Below are 14362 nucleotides of genomic sequence, written 5' to 3' on the forward strand. Positions count from 1 at the left end.
CTTAACTAAATATTATTTTATAGATGAAAAGGATTTTTCTTTTTTTATTGGTTTTCACTAAAGTTATTGATGTACAAAGTCAATATAACATAGATACATCATATACTATAAAAAGTACTTATGCAAAGTTGATTAACCGTTACCCAACTATTACAATTGCAGTCCCGCAAAAGGATAAAGATGTCAAAGAAGTCTATAATATTATCTATAATCAAGAGAAAAACAGAATATTACATTTAGATGCATTTATCAATAAAAAACAAAAAATAAATCCATCTGTTATCATGATTCATGGTGGAGGATGGAGATCAGGAAATAAAAATCAGATGCATGCTCTAGGGCAAGAAATTGCTTCAAAAGGTTATTCTAGTTTTGCAATAGAATACAGATTATCGCTTGAAGCCAAATATCCTCAGGCAATTTTTGATGTAAAAAATGCGATTAAATTTATAAAAGATAATGCGAAAAGATTTCACGTTGATCCAAACAAAATTGTTATTTTAGGATGCTCTTCAGGAGGTCAAATGGCAGCCTTGATTGGTACAACAAATGGAGATTTGACTTTAGAAGATACTTTAAATAAAAGTAAATCAACCGCTAATGTAAATGCGATTATCAATATAGATGGAATTTTAGCTTTTAAACATCCTGAATCTGAAGAAGGAGAAATGGCCGGTTTTTGGTTAAATGGTACTTATGAATTGAATCCTATAAATTGGGAAAATGCTTCGGCTCTAACACATACCAATAAAAACACACCTCCAATACTATTTATCAATAGTAGTTTGGATCGATTTCATGCAGGGAGAGATGATATGATTGCCATTTTAAATAAAAATAAAACATACAATGAGGTAAAAACAATTCAAAATTCGCCCCATTCCTTTTGGTTCTTTAATCCTTGGTTTGAAGAAACAACAAAATACATAACACAATTTTTAGCTACAATATTTAAATAAATTAGAATAAAATGAAAACAATAATTACAGTATCAGCAGCATTAATTTTAGGATTTACGAGTTGTAAGGCACAAAATAAATATGACATTAAAACAGCCAAAACGTATGCCGAAATATCAGTGAAAACAGATGGAAAATGGGAAGGGCGTAAGTATATTGGAGGAACTGTTTTTAAAAATGTAGATAAACTAAAATTAGCTCCAGAGCATACTGATCATTCATTTGATATACGCTATGAAGGACCAGGATGGGAAAGTAATAGAATTGGATACCGTTTATATTTAGATTGGAGAAACGCCATTGATATTTTTGGTAAGAAAACATCAGAAATGATTTTGCCAAAAGTAGGTCAAGACAATTTTGATTCTTATCATGAAATGAGTGATTGGGGATCAGATATTTTAAAAGCAGGAAAAGGAATTGGAATTGGTTCGATAGACCGTTATTTAGATGGCAAAAAACTACATTTTTATGAAGTTGATTCAACTATAGCTTATGTAGAGAATAAGCTAAATCAATCAAATGTAAAAGTGAACTATTTTGGATGGAAAACTGCTTCAGACAAAATTGATTTCACCTCTCTATTAACAATTAAACCAGATCAATTATATACAGAACATACGATAAAGCCTTCAAAAGAAATTAAAGGAATTTGTACTGGAATTGTCAAGCAAAAAAATACTGAATTGCTTAAAAAAGAAAGCAAAAATAAAAAGTGGGCTTATCTTGCAACTTATGGTACACAATCATTAGTACCAGACAAATTAGGGATGGCAATTTTTTATGAAACAAGTACAATTGATAATATAGCCGATACAGATTTAGATTATTTATTGGTTTTTAAACCTACTACAAAAACAACTTCTTTCTATTTCTTAGGCGCTTGGGAACAAGAAAAAGACGGTATTAAAACAAAAGAAGAATTTGTAAAATATCTAGACGAAAAACTAGAAGTATTGAATAAAAAAGGAAAAATGTAATGATTGATGGTTCTGAACAGCTCTAATAAAGAGTTGCATAAATAAAAACATAAAGTATATTTTAAAATGGAAAATACAATAAAACGAAATTATTTAGGATCAATAGTATTGGTTTGTGTTATGACATTAATGAGTTGTAAAACGATATCACAAGAGCCAACAAAAACTGCAGTTGTGATTTCTAAAGATCTAAAATGGTCAGAAAAAATGGCTTTGTCAATCATGAAACGCCATCCCGAATCTTATATGATAGACGATGTAAAAGAACCAAAATGGGATTATGTGCATGGCTTAGTTTTAACATCTTTTGAAGAATTATATAAAAAAACAGGCGATGTTAAATATTACGATTACATAAAAAAATACGTTGATGCTTTGGTTCAAGAAGATGGTAGCATTAAAAGCTATAAATTTGAAACTTATAACATCGATATGGTTACGGCAGGTCGCTTGTTGTTTAATTTATATGATAAAACAAAAGATCAAAAATACCTAAAAGCACTAGAGTTATTAAGAAAACAAATCAAAGAACAACCAAGAACCGCAAGCGGGGGATTTTGGCACAAAAAAATATATCCAGATCAAATGTGGTTGGATGGATTATATATGGGAGAACCATTTTATGCACAATACACAACTCAATTTGAAAATGGGGCAGAATTGGATGATATTGCAAAACAATTTGAATTAATTCAGAAGAATGATTTTGATAAAAAAACAGGATTACTTTTTCATGCTTGGGATGAAAGTAAAAAAATGCCCTGGGCAAATCCAGAAACAGGAACCTCTCCAAATTTTTGGTCTCGTTCATTAGGTTGGTACGCAATGGCTTTGGTAGATGTCTTGGATTATTTTCCTAAAGACCACCCAAAGCAAAAAGAATTAGTTGCTTATTTGAATCAACTGTCTGAAGCATTGGTGAAGTTCCAAGATAAAAAAACAGGACTTTGGTATCAAGTTACTGATATGGGCGATAAAAAAGGAAATTATTTAGAGTCATCAGGATCATCTATGTTTGCATATGCTTTTGCAAAAGGAGCGAATAAAGGATATTTGCCAAAAAAATATAAAGACATCGCTAATAAAGCTTTTGATGGATTAACTAAACAATTGATTAAAGTAAATCCTGACGGAGAAATTACGATAACTCAAGCTTGTGCAGTTGCAGGATTAGGTGGTAAACCATATCGCGACGGTTCATACGAATATTATATAAACGAAAGAAAAAAAGACAATGATCCTAAAGCTACAGGTCCGTTTATCTTGGCGGCATTAGAATTAAATAGATAAAAATGAAATTCATAAAATCCATAATATTAAATCTTATTCTACTCGCTGGTAGTAGTTTAATGTTGCATGCTCAGAGTAATTATAAAAGTTGGAGTGATATTATTCGCAAGAGCGATGCTTCTTGGTTTGCCACTCCCGAAGCTCAAATTATAGCCGAAAATGTGTTGTTATACCAACGTAATATTGGTGGATGGCCAAAGAATATCGAAATGCAAAAACCGCTTTCAGATACAGAAAAACAAAGTTTAATTGCACTAAAAAGTGATCTGCACGATATCACAACCGACAATGGAGCTACTTATCAAGAAATGCTTTTCCTTGCAAAAATGTATAAACAAAAGCCAGACGAAAGGTATAACAAAGCCTTTCTTTCTGGACTTGATTATTTGTTAGAAGCACAATATGACAACGGTGGTTGGCCACAATTTTACCCTCTTAAAAAAGGATATTATACCCATATTACTTACAATGATGATTCGATGTTTCACATCTTAACGATACTGAAACAAATCGCAGAAACTTCAGATTATTACGGTATTCCTATTCCCAAAGAGTATGTTACTAAAGCTAAAGTTGCATTTGATAAAGGAATAACTTGCATCATAAAAACACAGTACAAACAAAATGGGGTTTTAACAGCTTGGTGCGCACAGCATGACGAAAATACTTTGGCACCAGCCAAAGCAAGAGCTTATGAATTGCCTTCTTTAAGCGGAAAAGAATCTGCTAAAATTACATTGTTATTGATGACAATCGATAATCCATCACCAGAAGTAATTACAGCAGTAAAAAGTGCCTATGCATGGTTTGAAAAAACTAAAATCACGAATCTTGAAGAAAAGCGTATTCTTAACGATGCAGGAAAGATCATTGATAAGAAAATGATTGTTACTCAAAATGCGGCACCAATTTGGGCAAGATTCATGGAATTAGACAGTAATGAACCTTTTTTTTGTGACAGAGATGGCGTTAAAAAGAAAACTCTAGACGAAATAGGAGCAGAACGTAAAAACGGTTACTCTTGGTACTCCGATGAACCAAAAGAGGTTTTAAAAAAATATCCGAGTTGGGAAAAAAAATACGCTTTTGAAAAAAGCGAAAAAAAAAAGCTGAAAATATAAATAGTTTCACTGTAGCCCAAGATGGATCAGGAGATTTTAAGCTAATTCAGGATGCAATAAATGCAGCAAAAGCATTTCCTTATGAAACAGTAACAATATATATTAAAAACGGAATTTATCATGAGAAAGTTAGAATCCCAGAATTTAATGATCGTATTGCTCTAGTTGGAGAGAATAAAGAAAAGACAATTATTACCTATGATGATTATTTTGATAAAATCAATTTAGGTAGAAACAGTACTTTTTACACCTATACAATGTTAGTAGAAGCAAATGATTTTTCGGCTACTAATTTAACGATTCAAAATGCCTCAGGTGATATCGGTCAAGCTGTAGCTTTATCGATTATGGGAGACAGAGCCTATATTTTTAACTGTAATATATTAGGAAATCAAGATACATTATATGCTTCTGGAAACAACTCAAGACAATATTTTAAAGATTGCTATATAGAAGGTACAACTGATTTTATTTTTGGAAAAGCAACAGTTCTATTCGAGAATTGCCAAATTCATAGTTTAAAGAATTCTTATATAACAGCTGCATCAACACCAGAAGGAAAAGAATTTGGATTTGTTTTTAAAAACTGTACCCTTACAGCAGATAAAAATGCAACACAAGTATATCTAGGGAGACCATGGCGTATTTATGCTAAAACTGTATTTATAGAGTGCAAAATGGGAAATCATATTCTACCCCAAGGTTGGGAAAACTGGTCGAAACCCGAAGCAGAAAAAAAAGCTTTTTATGCCGAATACAATTGTAGTGGAGAAGGATTTAAACCCGAGAAAAGAGTCACATGGTCACATCAACTAAGTAAAAAAGAAGCTAAAAAATATACATTCAAGAATATACTTGGTTTTTAGATTTAGAGAGGTTCAAAGTTGCAGAGGTTCAGAGCAACAAAGGTTTTAAAAAAGGTACTGAGGTACTGAGGTGCTAAGGTTCTAAGTTGTTAAGGCTCAAAGGTTCAGAGGTATTGAGGTTTTAAGAAAAAAAACTAAGACTAGAGAAACAAGATGCTAGATTCAAGACCGTAAACCGAGTCCGCAAACTGAGACTGAAAACTGAGACTGAAAACTGAGACTGAAAACTGAACACTGCGACTGAAAACTGCGACCGCAAACTAAAAAATCTAAGAATGTCTAAAAATCTAAGCAATCTAAGCAATCTAAAAAAAAAATGAAATACAAGATATTATTCCTTCTATTAATCTCACTGAATTGTTTTGCGCAAGCAGTCGATTATCCAACAGCTAAAGTCGATTCAATTGTTAACAGAATTAAGCTACCAGTTATTCCAACTTACCAAATTAATGTAGTCACTCTTGGAGCCAAAGGAGATTCTGTGAGCGATAGTAAACCCGCTTTTGATAAAGCAATGGCACTATGTAAAAAGAATAAAGGAGGTACAATTATAGTTCCCAAAGGCGTTTACAAACTCAATGGACCAATTCACTTTGTTAGTAATGTAAAACTATTGATAGAGAAAGATGCTAAAATAAAATTCAGCGATAATCCAAACCATTATTTACCAATGGTATTGACAAGCTGGGAGGGAACAATGTTATATAATTACAGTCCGCTTGTGTATGCTTACAATTGTACAGATATTGCAATAACAGGCGAAGGAACAATCGACGGAGAAGGAGGGAAAACATGGAAAAGTTTCAAAGTAAAAGAAGGAGCAGGAAAGAAACGAAGCCGTGAAATGAATCATAATAATGTACCATTAAAAGATCGAAAATTTGGAGATGGATATTTTTTAAGACCACAAATGATACAGTTTTTTAATTGCAAAAATATTTTAGTTGAGAAGATAAGAATTGAAAATTCTCCATTTTGGTGTTTACATTTATTGAAATCCGAAAGTATTACAGTTAGAGATATAACGTATAAATCTTTAAATCATAACAATGACGGAATAGATCCTGAGTATGCAAAAGATGTTTTAATTGAACGAGTTACATTTAATAACGGTGATGATAATATAGCTATTAAAGCAGGTAGAGACCATGAAGGAAGAGCTAACAGTACCACGCCAAGTGAAAATATTGTAATTAGAAATTGTAGTTTTAAAGGCCTCCACGGAGTAGTTTTAGGAAGCGAAATGTCGGCAGGAATTAAAAATATTTATGTTGAGAATTGCAAAACGGTTGGTTACTTAAAAAGAGGCATTTATTTAAAAACAAATGCCGACCGTGGTGGATATATAAAAGATGTTTTTGTTAAAAATATTCAGTTAGATGAAGTTGAGGATTGTTTTTACATCACAGCCAATTATCATGGAGAAGGTAGCGGTTACCCATCAGAAATATCAAATGTTTTATTCTCAAATATCACCTGCAATAAAGCAACCGGAACTGGAATTGCTATTCAGGGATTTCCAGAGAAAAAAGTTCGGAATATTTCATTGAATAACATCGAAATCAAATCGGCAAAGAATGCAATTTCAAATAGCAATGCAGAAAATGTCACAATGAGCGAAATTTATATCGGAGAAAAAGCAACAGTGCCCACGGCAGTTTCTAAGAATTAGGATTTTTTTTAAAGGTACTGAGGTACTGAGGTACTGAGGTTCAAAGAGACAAAGGCTCAAAGGTTTTGAAAAAAGGTACAGAGTTGCTAAGGTTCTAAGGTTGTGAACACTGAGACTGTGACCGCAAACTAAGACTGTAAACTGTGACTGTAAACTGTGACTGTAAACTGTAACCGCAAACTAAGACTAACCCCAATCTTGTCTCCCTGACGAAGGAAGGGCCTCATCAAGAAGCTCCACAATCGGGAGAAAGGTTTAAAAAGGCACTGAGGCACTAAGAAAATAAGACTAGAGAAGCAAGAAGCAAGACTCAGACTGAACACTGAAAACTGAGTCTCAAAACTGCGACTGCAAACTAAGAAGTCTAAGTAGTCTAATAATCTAATAAATCTAAAATGAAATATTATCTATTAATCGTATTCTTAATAAGCCTTAGTGTGACAGCACAAAAAGCGACATTATATTGCATTGGTGATTCTACAATGGCGAATAAAAAAGATTCGGAACGAAATCCAGAGCATGGTTGGTGTCAAGTATTGCAACCTTTTTTTAATCAAAATATAGTAGTTGATAACAGAGCGGTTAATGGGAGAAGTACAAAAAGTTTTATAGCAGAAAAACGCTGGGATACGATATATAAACTACTTAAAAAAGGAGATTATGTATTTATCCAATTTGGACATAATGATGCAAAAATTGCAGACTCTTTGCGCTATACAAACCCGCATACAGCATATCGCCATAATTTGATTCGTTTTGTGACTCAAAGTAGAGAAAAAGGAGCAATTCCGATTTTGTTTTCATCAATTGCTAGAAGAAATTTTAACGAACAAGGAGTTTTAATTGAGACACACGGAGATTATCCGTTGGAAGCAAGATTAGTTGCTCAGGAATTAAAGGTTCCATTTATCGACTTAGAATATCATACCGAATTATTAGAGCAGTCTTATGGACCAGAGCAATCTAAAAAGCTTCATTTGCATTATAAAGTAGGGGAGATTGCCTTTTATCCGGATGGTAAAAATGACGATACGCATCTTTCATTATTAGGAGCAACAGAAGTAGCAAAATTAGCTGTTAAACAAATTAGACTTTCTGATAATAGGTTGCTTAAAAAACTTAAAAACGAGCTAAAAAATAAAGCAGAAGATTAAATATTTACTCCAAAAATATACCCAACCAGAGCAGATATACCCATTGCAAAAGTTCCCCAAACAGAAATTCTTATAACAGCTTTTATAGTGCTAGAACCACCAGCTTTAGCAGCTAACGCACCAGAAAGAGCGAGGAAAATAATGGCAAAAGCATATTGAAATAGTACAATATCTTTAAGAGGAGCAAAAATTGAAACAAGGAGAGGAAGAATTCCACCAGAAATAAATGATGCTGCAGAAGCAAAAGCGGCTTGTAATGGTTTTGCCTGAGTAATTTCGTTAATACCCAATTCATCTCTAGCATGAGATTCTAAAGCGTTATGAGCAGTTAATTGCACGGCAACTTCTTTGGCAAGCTCGGGAGTTAGTCCTCTATTTTCGTAGATTTCAGCTAACTCAATTAACTCTAATTCAGGCACAGTTTCTAACGCAATACGTTCTCTTTCTAGGTCAGCAGTTTCAATATCAGATTGGGAGCTTACAGAAACATATTCGCCAGCAGCCATAGATAAAGCACCAGCCACCAAACCAGCTAGAGTTGCTAAAATAATAGGTTCACGAGTAGCGCTTGCGGCAGCAATACCAATAGCGAGACTAGTAGTCGATAAAATCCCATCATTAGCACCAAGGACAGCTGCACGAACCCAGCCACTTCTGTTTATATAATGCTGTTCCTTTTCCATACTATTCAGTTATTTTAGGAAGCGTTTTGATGTATTCTTCTTGGATTTTTTGAACACCACCAAAACTATCTTTTAAAGCATTTTTTACTTGTAAATGTGTCTTGTTTCCAAAAGCTTTTTTCCAATCATTAAAATCAAAAATATGTATTTCTTTTGCGTAAATATTTGTAACAAAGGTAATTCTGGATATAGAATATTTGTGTGATTTTAGTTCATGTGATATTTGGCGGTTAGGTACAACAATAAGAATGGTTTCCCATTGCAAGTATTCTTTTGGAATATCTTTGCGTTTATTTAGACCTATTGAATCAAAAAAAAGCTTGATTTTTTCATCATTAAGCTTATTGATTTTACTATCTATTGCAGCGAGTCCTTTCCTTAATAAGACTTCATTTTCAATAGCACTCATGGTATTTTTTTTATATTTTAAAGAATAAAATTAATATTAAATAACGGTAAAGTCTTCGGTTAGATGGTTAGATTGGTTCTAAATTTTGAGTGTTGTCAATTTTGCTTGATTTAAAGGGGGTTACAGTATTTTTGATTTATGTAAAAATCAGCAAAACTGTCATTTTGACATTTATTGTTATTTAATATTAATTGTTTTTATGACAATAATTCATTTATTTGGGATAAAAACAACTCTTTTACGATTTGGTATTTATTTTGTTATATACAAGATGTTGAATGAAATTTTAATGATTATTAAACTAATTGTATAACTATTAAAACTAAATCATCATGTTAAGTATCAGAAAAAACGAAAATAATTCACAAGCATTCCCATCATTATTAGATGATATTTTTGGACGTGAACTTTTTAACTGGGAAAACAATAATTTTTCGGCTACAAGTACAACACTACCATCAGTAAATATTAAAGAATCTGATGATAAATTTGAGGTAGAACTTGCCGCTCCAGGAATGGATAAAAATGATTTTAAGGTTACTTTAAATGATAGTTTATTGACAATTTCATCAAGTAAAAAAGATGAAAAAGAAACTGTTGAAGATAACTTTACTCGTAGAGAATTTAGTTATCAATCATTCCAACGTAGTTTCAAATTACCAAACAACGTTGTTGATGAAGAAAATATAAAAGCAAATTACGATAACGGTCTTTTACATCTTGTTATTCCTAAAAAGGAAGAAGCAAAGGAAAATAAAGAGCCGCGAGTAATTGAAATTAGTTAATTCTAAATTCGGTTACTTATATTTAATTACATTTAGTTTTTTTGATAAGGGTTGTCTCAATATGAGGCAGCCCTTATTTTTTCAATACATAAGAGTTTATATTTATTTAATTAGGTATGTTGTAATTATTTGATCGTAAATAGATTGCGTTCTTTTAATTTAATTCACTAAATTTAAGGATTCCTATATTTTAGAGTTTTTTATTATAGAATAAAAAAAGATCAATTTAATTAATACTTTTTTACTATGAATTATATCCCTTTAATCGGCAGAATCCTGTTTAGTATAATTTTCATGTATTCGTCAATCGCAAATTTTTCAGATTATTATATTTATGAAGCGACGGCAAAAGGAATACCATCTTCTTATATTTTAGTGCCTTTGGTTGGTGTTTTTGAATTGTTAGGTGGATTAAGTATTTTAACTGGATTCATGGCTAAATGGGGAGCATGGGTAATAATTTTTATTCTTTTACCCGTAACATTAATTATGCATGATTTTTGGAATGTCGAAGATCCAGTTCGGCATCAATATGTTTTTATGACTTTTATGAGAAACATATCAATTATTGGTGCTGCATTAATGATTTCTTATTTTGGTGCTGGACCCTATAGTTTTGATGAATGTAAAGAGAGATTGTCCTAATACCTTCGTTTGATATAAAAAAAAGCAAGATTGAAATTACGTCTTGCTTTTTTTGCTTGTGTTCTTAGTAGGTGGCAAGTTGTCTTTACGTTCTCCTATTTGTTGGCTCCACATAGCATAATTTAATGCTTTATTATGACAAGTTCATCATGAGTTCCTTGTTCAATAACTTTTCCAAATATAAATTAGGATTGTAAAGAGAAAGAATTAGCGCTATACCAGCAAAGATTAATCCAATGAAAATGAACTACTTATGTGGTTTGAGATATTTTCAGAATAAAATATATTACTTTCTGATTTTGTTTGTTTTAGGTCAAGTTTATGATACAGAAATGAGTTCAATTTGAACAGAATAGTTATTACTTTGGTATTTGTTTTTTTTAAATTATCTAAACCAGTAGGCACTAATAGGATTGTTTGCTTTAAGTATATATTTTTGTTTTTATATAAAATTTAAGTAGTTGTAACGCTGTTTTTTGATAAAAACAGAAACTTCTTAGTATTTAAAATTATAAATCTGTAACAATTAACCAGTAAACTATACTAATCAGTAAATAATAATGAATGAGATTTTAATTCAAAATACAACACTTTTTTTTAAAGAAAAATTTGGTAATGAACCACAAAAAATAGTTCTTTCACCAGGAAGAATTAATTTAATTGGTGAGCATATTGATTATAATGATGGATATGTTTTACCTGCGGCTATTGATAAAATTATTTGTTTTGCTTTTGAAAAAAGTAATTCCCAGAAATCAAAAATATATGCAATAGATCTAAATGATGAATTTGAATTAGATTTAACAAAAGAAATTGCATTGAGTGATATTGTATGGACAAATTATATTTTGGGAGTTGTAAAACAGCTTCAGGATAATGGTTTTTCTATAGAAGGATTTAATTGTGTTTTTAGTAGCAATATTCCAGTTGGTTCAGGATTATCATCTTCGGCAGCATTAGAGTGCGGGATGATTTTTGGTATAAAAGAACTTTTAAAGCTTACTATAAACAAGATTGATATTGCATTATTAGGGCAAAAAGCAGAACATTGGGTTGGAATTAATTGTGGTATTATGGATCAATTTTCAAGTGTCCATGGTCTTGAAAATAAAGTAATCAAATTAGATTGTAAAACATTAGAATTTGAATACCACGAAGCAAATTTCAATGATTATGCCTTGGTGTTATTTGACAGTAATGTGAAACATTCACTTTTTACATCTGAATACAATACACGTCGAGAAGAATGTGAAAAAGGATTGTCGATAATTAAAAATAGCTTTCCCGAAATAAAGAGTTTTAGGGATTGCAGTGAAGTTCAATTATTGAGTATTCGAGACAAAATGGATGAAATTGTTTTCAAAAGAGTGCATTATGTCATAAAAGAAATTAATCGTGTTGCGCAAGCTTGCGATGCTCTTGATAATGGAAATATTGAACTTTTAGGACAGCTATTATTTGATACTCATCAAGGCTTATCTGTTGATTATGAGGTGAGTTGCGATGAATTAGATATGCTGGTTGCAACTGCAAAAGAGGATGATGCGATAATAGGATCAAGATTAATGGGCGGTGGTTTTGGAGGGTGCACTATCAATTTAATTAAAAAAGGACAAGAAAATCAGGTTAAAAACAAGTTTTCGTCCCTTTATTTAGATATATTTGGGATTGAATTAAAATTTTACGACGTAAAAATAGGAAACGGAACAACACTTTACAACTTAGATAAATAAATGAGAAACTTTAACATTAATGAAGACCCCCACAGAAGGTATAATCCATTATTAAATGAATGGGTACTTGTTTCCCCTCATAGAGAAAAACGTCCTTGGCAAGGACAAAATGAACTAGTTGTCGCAGAACCTTTACCAAAACACGACACAACTTGCTATTTGTGTCCAGATAATGTGAGAGCTAACGGAATAAAAAATCCTAAATACGAAGGTAGTTTTGTTTTCGATAATGATTTTGCTGCAATGAAGCAAGATGAAATCATATATGAAGAAGATATCAAATATACTTTTTTCCTAGCGAAACCTGAAAGAGGAATTTCACGTGTGGTTTGTTTCTCACCAAGACATGATCTTACATTGCCAGAAATGGAAATTAAAGACATCGAAAATATTGTTAAAACTTGGCAAAAAGAATATGCTGATTTAGGTGCAATTAAATACATCAATTATGTTCAAATTTTCGAAAATAAAGGAAGTGCTATGGGATGTAGTAATCCTCATCCGCATGGACAAATTTGGGCACAAGAATCATTGCCAACTCAAGTAGAAAAAACACAAAATAGCCTCAAAAATTATTTTGATAAATATGACAATACGCTTTTAGCAGATTACCTTAAAGCCGAATTAAAAAAAGAAACTCGTATTGTTATTGAAAATGATCATTTTGTAGCCTTAGTTCCTTTTTGGGCTGTATGGCCTTATGAAACTATGATTATAAGTAAGAGAACTTTTGCAAGAATAACTGATTTTACGGAAGAAGAATCTGTTGCGTTTGCAACTATATTAAAACAGTTAACTGTTAAATACGATAATCTTTTCGGTACCTCTTTCCCATATTCATCAGGAATTCATCAAGCTCCTACAGATGGGGCCGAACACCCAGAATGGCATTTTCACATGCATTTTTATCCACCATTATTACGATCAGCTTCGGTTAAGAAATTCATGGTTGGTTACGAAATGCTAGGAGAAGCACAAAGAGACTTAACTCCTGAAAAAAGCGCTGCCCATTTAAGAGAACAATCGAACATTCATTATAAAATGGAATCTTAGATTTAAAATTATAAGCGATTTAGCATTTGTTTTTATTTGTCTTTACCCATTAGATAAATGAAACATATATAAGTTCACAAATTAAGAAAAAGGAAGTTTATGCTTCCTTTTTTTGTTTTTTTACCCTATTTTTACTTAAATAGTATTAATTATCAATTTGTTTAGCAATAAAACTTAAAATTATGTGCTAAATAAGTTGAGCGTCATTTAAATAAAAAGATATGAAAATAGGATTAATAGGATTTGGAAAAACAGGAAAATCAGTCGCTTCAGTATTACTAGAAAACAAGGCTTTTTGTTTAGAATGGGTTTTAAGACAAAGTACAGTACTTGAGCACCGATCTGTTCCAGAATTTTTTGGAGTTCCATCAGACGAACCAGGATTAATATATTCAAGCTCAAAAACTACTATGGAGGAGCTATTAGACAAACATCCCGTAGATATTATAATTGACTTTTCTTCGAGTTTAGGTATTCATACTTATGGCGAAATTGCAGCACAAAGAGGAATTAAAATTATATCTGCTATATCACATTACACAGAAAAAGAGTTAAACCTTCTAAAAAAATTGGCCATTAAAACAACCGTATTTTGGTCTCCAAATATTACGTTGGGGGTAAACTTTTTATTATTCGCTGCTAAGTTTTTAAAGAAAATTGCTCCTTGGGTGGATATTGAAGTAAATGAAGAACACTTTAAATTAAAACAAGGAACATCTGGTACAGCTATTAAAATCGCAGAAGCGCTAGATGTTGAAAAAGATAATATAAATTCAGTTAGGGCAGGAGGTATCGTAGGGAAGCATGAAGTAATATTTGGGTTTCCATATCAAACTGTACGGCTTATTCATGAATCAATTTCAAGAGAAGCATTTGGAACAGGTGTTGTTTTTGTAGCTGAAAATTTAGAAAATAAAGAAATCGGATTGTATAATTTTGAAGATCTTTTAGCTCCATATTTTCAAGTAGATAATTAATTTACTTCTATAAAATAGTTCCATAGAAATATTGA

Annotated in this window: 14 protein-coding genes; 12 read left to right on the forward strand and 2 right to left on the reverse strand. The window is 31.7% G+C overall.

All coding sequences use genetic code 11. The features are described from left to right. Window positions 1-23: 23 nt before the first annotated feature. The 7 genes from QWY99_RS08990 to QWY99_RS09020 all read left to right on the forward strand — a co-directional run bounded on the left by QWY99_RS08990 (window position 24) and on the right by QWY99_RS09020 (window position 8042). Window positions 24-959, forward strand: a complete 936-nt coding sequence (locus QWY99_RS08990) for an alpha/beta hydrolase (RefSeq protein WP_290263940.1) — start codon at window positions 24-26, stop codon at window positions 957-959. Window positions 960-970: 11 nt separating this feature from the next. Beyond that, window positions 971-1939 carry a DUF4861 family protein gene (locus QWY99_RS08995; RefSeq protein WP_290263942.1) on the forward strand — a complete coding sequence of 323 codons (969 nt, stop codon included), beginning with the start codon at window positions 971-973 and terminating at the stop codon, window positions 1937-1939. A gap of 66 nt (window positions 1940-2005) precedes the next feature. Continuing rightward, on the forward strand, window positions 2006-3229 hold the full coding sequence (locus QWY99_RS09000; protein ID WP_290263945.1) for a glycoside hydrolase family 88/105 protein: 1224 nt from the start codon (window positions 2006-2008) through the stop codon (window positions 3227-3229). Window positions 3230-3231: 2 nt separating this feature from the next. Beyond that, window positions 3232-4350: a pectate lyase gene (gene pelA / locus QWY99_RS09005; RefSeq protein ID WP_290263947.1), complete on the forward strand. Its 1119-nt coding sequence runs from the start codon at window positions 3232-3234 to the stop codon at window positions 4348-4350. A 56-nt stretch (window positions 4351-4406) separates the two neighbouring features. Beyond that, the gene (locus tag QWY99_RS09010) at window positions 4407-5216 is read left to right on the forward strand and encodes a pectinesterase family protein (protein ID WP_290265370.1); all 810 of its coding nucleotides are present in this window, start codon (window positions 4407-4409) and stop codon (window positions 5214-5216) included. 316 nt (window positions 5217-5532) lie between these two features. After that, window positions 5533-6888 carry a glycoside hydrolase family 28 protein gene (locus tag QWY99_RS09015; RefSeq protein ID WP_290263950.1) on the forward strand — a complete coding sequence of 452 codons (1356 nt, stop codon included), beginning with the start codon at window positions 5533-5535 and terminating at the stop codon, window positions 6886-6888. Between the two features lie 395 nt (window positions 6889-7283). Next, a complete protein-coding gene (locus QWY99_RS09020; protein ID WP_290263952.1) occupies window positions 7284-8042 on the forward strand; it encodes a rhamnogalacturonan acetylesterase in 759 nt (252 codons plus the stop codon). Here QWY99_RS09020 and QWY99_RS09025 read toward each other — a convergent pair. After that, window positions 8039-8725: a VIT1/CCC1 transporter family protein gene (locus QWY99_RS09025; protein ID WP_290263955.1), complete on the reverse strand. Its 687-nt coding sequence runs from the start codon at window positions 8723-8725 to the stop codon at window positions 8039-8041. The two genes, QWY99_RS09020 and QWY99_RS09025, sit on opposite strands and share 4 nt — an antisense overlap. 1 nt (window position 8726) lies before the next feature. Beyond that, a complete protein-coding gene (locus tag QWY99_RS09030; RefSeq protein ID WP_290263957.1) occupies window positions 8727-9134 on the reverse strand; it encodes a hypothetical protein in 408 nt (135 codons plus the stop codon). Between the two features lie 332 nt (window positions 9135-9466). On the opposite strand from QWY99_RS09030, the gene QWY99_RS09035 reads away from it, so the two are divergent. The 5 genes from QWY99_RS09035 to QWY99_RS09055 all read left to right on the forward strand — a co-directional run bounded on the left by QWY99_RS09035 (window position 9467) and on the right by QWY99_RS09055 (window position 14327). Next, a complete protein-coding gene (locus tag QWY99_RS09035; RefSeq protein ID WP_290263959.1) occupies window positions 9467-9919 on the forward strand; it encodes an Hsp20/alpha crystallin family protein in 453 nt (150 codons plus the stop codon). Window positions 9920-10165: 246 nt separating this feature from the next. After that, complete coding sequence (locus QWY99_RS09040; protein ID WP_290263961.1) at window positions 10166-10564, forward strand: DoxX family protein; 399 nt, start codon at window positions 10166-10168, stop codon at window positions 10562-10564. Window positions 10565-11124: 560 nt separating this feature from the next. After that, window positions 11125-12297, forward strand: a complete 1173-nt coding sequence (gene galK / locus QWY99_RS09045) for a galactokinase (protein WP_290263963.1) — start codon at window positions 11125-11127, stop codon at window positions 12295-12297. Continuing rightward, window positions 12298-13350 carry a UDP-glucose--hexose-1-phosphate uridylyltransferase gene (locus tag QWY99_RS09050; RefSeq protein ID WP_290263967.1) on the forward strand — a complete coding sequence of 351 codons (1053 nt, stop codon included), beginning with the start codon at window positions 12298-12300 and terminating at the stop codon, window positions 13348-13350. It begins immediately after the preceding gene. Window positions 13351-13571: 221 nt separating this feature from the next. Further along, window positions 13572-14327, forward strand: coding sequence for a 4-hydroxy-tetrahydrodipicolinate reductase (locus tag QWY99_RS09055; protein WP_290263969.1), 756 nt, complete (start codon window positions 13572-13574; stop codon window positions 14325-14327). Window positions 14328-14362: the final 35 nt, after the last annotated feature.

Origin of the sequence: Flavobacterium branchiarum (assembly GCF_030409845.1) — a bacterium.
Lineage (GTDB): Bacteria > Bacteroidota > Bacteroidia > Flavobacteriales > Flavobacteriaceae > Flavobacterium > Flavobacterium branchiarum.

Bases quoted from the DNA above. Each gene is read 5' to 3' on its own strand.
- QWY99_RS08990 (WP_290263940.1), top strand. From the start codon at position 24: ATGAAAAGGATTTTTCTTTTTTTATTGGTTTTCACTAAAGTTATTGAT.
- QWY99_RS08995 (WP_290263942.1), top strand. From the start codon at position 971: ATGAAAACAATAATTACAGTATCAGCAGCATTAATTTTAGGATTTACG.
- QWY99_RS09000 (WP_290263945.1), top strand. From the start codon at position 2,006: ATGGAAAATACAATAAAACGAAATTATTTAGGATCAATAGTATTGGTT.
- pelA (WP_290263947.1), top strand. From the start codon at position 3,232: ATGAAATTCATAAAATCCATAATATTAAATCTTATTCTACTCGCTGGT.
- QWY99_RS09015 (WP_290263950.1), top strand. From the start codon at position 5,533: ATGAAATACAAGATATTATTCCTTCTATTAATCTCACTGAATTGTTTT.
- QWY99_RS09020 (WP_290263952.1), top strand. From the start codon at position 7,284: ATGAAATATTATCTATTAATCGTATTCTTAATAAGCCTTAGTGTGACA.
- QWY99_RS09025 (WP_290263955.1), bottom strand. From the start codon at position 8,725: ATGGAAAAGGAACAGCATTATATAAACAGAAGTGGCTGGGTTCGTGCA.
- QWY99_RS09030 (WP_290263957.1), bottom strand. From the start codon at position 9,134: ATGAGTGCTATTGAAAATGAAGTCTTATTAAGGAAAGGACTCGCTGCA.
- QWY99_RS09035 (WP_290263959.1), top strand. From the start codon at position 9,467: ATGTTAAGTATCAGAAAAAACGAAAATAATTCACAAGCATTCCCATCA.
- QWY99_RS09040 (WP_290263961.1), top strand. From the start codon at position 10,166: ATGAATTATATCCCTTTAATCGGCAGAATCCTGTTTAGTATAATTTTC.
- galK (WP_290263963.1), top strand. From the start codon at position 11,125: ATGAATGAGATTTTAATTCAAAATACAACACTTTTTTTTAAAGAAAAA.
- QWY99_RS09050 (WP_290263967.1), top strand. From the start codon at position 12,298: ATGAGAAACTTTAACATTAATGAAGACCCCCACAGAAGGTATAATCCA.
- QWY99_RS09055 (WP_290263969.1), top strand. From the start codon at position 13,572: ATGAAAATAGGATTAATAGGATTTGGAAAAACAGGAAAATCAGTCGCT.